Source organism: Blautia sp. CAG:257 (assembly GCF_000433815.1).
Taxonomy (GTDB): Bacteria; Bacillota; Clostridia; order Lachnospirales; family Lachnospiraceae; genus Blautia_A; species Blautia_A caecimuris.
The window spans coordinates 1-2,190 of sequence record NZ_HF999010.1 but is presented as its reverse complement, the minus strand read 5'-3'; the positions used below and the strand labels follow the sequence as shown (position 1 = coordinate 2,190).

Genomic DNA, 2,190 nt, shown 5'->3' with positions numbered 1-2,190 from the left:
ACCCTGTATTTTCTGCCCTGAGCCTTTCGTTATATGAGAGGGTTAATCTTTCAAGAGCAAGATCCACCCGGGTAATACCGTATCCTCATTTTATGAGAACGGTCTTATCCCCGGGTTAGGTATCTTGATGGGGATTACGTTTCCCCATACCCTCGCTTTTGCATCAAAGATGCAGTCAGTATCCACAAAAATGGATACTGCACTAATTCTCTATCGGAAGGGACAGCCGATAAAAATTAGTGAACTGTAACACTATTCGATGTCACAGTTTAGAAAGGAAGGAGGAGTATGCCACCAAAAGAAAAATCAAAGGAATTGAAGCATCGAAACATAATCTGTCTGAAACTTACAGACATTGAATTGGAAATATTAAATCAGGCCGCAAGCTCTGTGGGAATCTCTCGTTCAGAATATCTACGAAGATTGTTCCTAAATAGACCAATTCAAATTCATTATGAAGTTGTCGCAGACATCAAAGTACTTCGGGAGCTGGTCGGGCAATACGGTAAAATCGGTTCCAATCTGAACCAGATCGCCAAGTATTTTAATACCGGTGGAACTCATTCCCAGGCTATGGAAAATGAAATCCATCAATGTATCTCCGACCTCTTCCTCTTGCGAAAAAAAGTGTTAGAAATGGCAGGTGATTTTCATGGCAATACTAAAACACATCAAAAGTAGAAATGCCAACTATTCAAATGCCATTGATTATCTGCTTTTCCAACATGATGAGAGCACTGGAAAAAAGATAAAAGATGAAATGGGGCGAAGTCTTTTAAGAGATGAGTTCTACATGGATGGTCTCAACTGTGATCCGATGTCTTTTGACAAGGAGTGTAGTCTGACAAATGCGAAATTTCATAAAAACAAAAAATCATCTGAAATCAAAAGTCATCACTATATCATCAGTTATGATCCTGCTGATGCTATTGAATGTGATCTGACGGGAGAAAAAGCACAGGCTCTATCTTTAGACCTTGCCAAAAAAATATTTCCGGGATATCAGGCTCTTATCGTGACACATACCGATGGTCACAATGGTTCCGGCAATATCCATACGCATATTGTGATCAACAGCGTCCGTAAGGAAGCTGTCAGAAGGCAACGTTACATGGATAAGCCCCATGAAGAAATTGCCGGATACAAACACCGATCCACAAATAAATTCCTGAATTATTTCAAAAAGGAAATTATGGATATGTGCATCCAGGAGGGACTTCATCAGGTTGATCTTCTCTCTCCGGCTGAAACAAAGATCACACAGGCTGAATATATGGCCCAAAAATCCGGGCAGAAAAAATTAGAAGAGACCAACAAAAAAATCATTGCAGATGGATTGAAACCAAATGCCACAATGTTTCAGACGCAGAAGCAGGAACTCCGAAATGCCATCGAAGAATGCAGCTCGCATTCTAAAAGCTTTCAAGAATTTCAATCTCTTCTTTTTGAAAAATATCAGATTTCCGTCATTGAAGAAAGAGGAAGATATCGTTATCTCCATCCGGATCGGAACAAACGGATTACAGAGAAGGCTTTGGGAACTCAATACGGCAAAGAACATTTAGAACAGCTCTTCTTACGAAAAGATCCGATAACCATTCTTTATGTCAGATCGCATTTACGGTTGGTAGTAGATCTTCAGAAAAATGTGAAAGCAATGCAAAGTCCCGGATATGCTCATCGGGTAAAAATATCCAATCTTCAAGAAATGGCAAATACCATTATCTATGTGCAAGAACATGGATACAATACCCAAATCGAATTAAAAAATGCCTTTTCCGAATCTCAAAAACAGTTAGATCAGGCAACAGATCAGCTAATGAAAATGAATGCAGATTTGAAAAACATCAACCGTCAGATCCATTACACCGGACAATATTTTTCACAGAAAGCAATCTATACCGAATTTTTAAAGGCGAAAAACAAAGGCAGATTCCGAAAGGAACACACCGCTGAAATTCAGGCATATGAAGAAGCCCGTGACTGGCTGAAATCTTTTTATCCCGATGGAAAGATGCTTCCTATCAAAACATTGAAGGAACAAAAAAACAGCTTGCAGGAACAGATCGACCAGCAAAATTCATCCATCCGATCTCTAAAGGATCTGACACAAGATTTAAGAACCGTAGACAAAAATGTGGAAGCAATTCTCCACAACCAGGTTCCGAAAAAGCAAAAGACACAGGAACC

2 protein-coding genes are annotated in these 2,190 nt (G+C 39.5%); both read left to right on the top strand.

The annotated features are described in order from the left end of the window. Positions 1-288 precede the first annotated feature (288 nt). Positions 289-681, top strand: coding sequence for a plasmid mobilization protein (locus QVP40_RS03375; protein ID WP_016439442.1), 393 nt, complete (start codon positions 289-291; stop codon positions 679-681). Further along, positions 653-2,190 (top strand): relaxase/mobilization nuclease domain-containing protein (locus tag QVP40_RS03370; protein ID WP_288200303.1); only part of this gene is annotated, 1,538 nt, incomplete at its 3' end. The genes QVP40_RS03375 and QVP40_RS03370, both read left to right, overlap by 29 nt.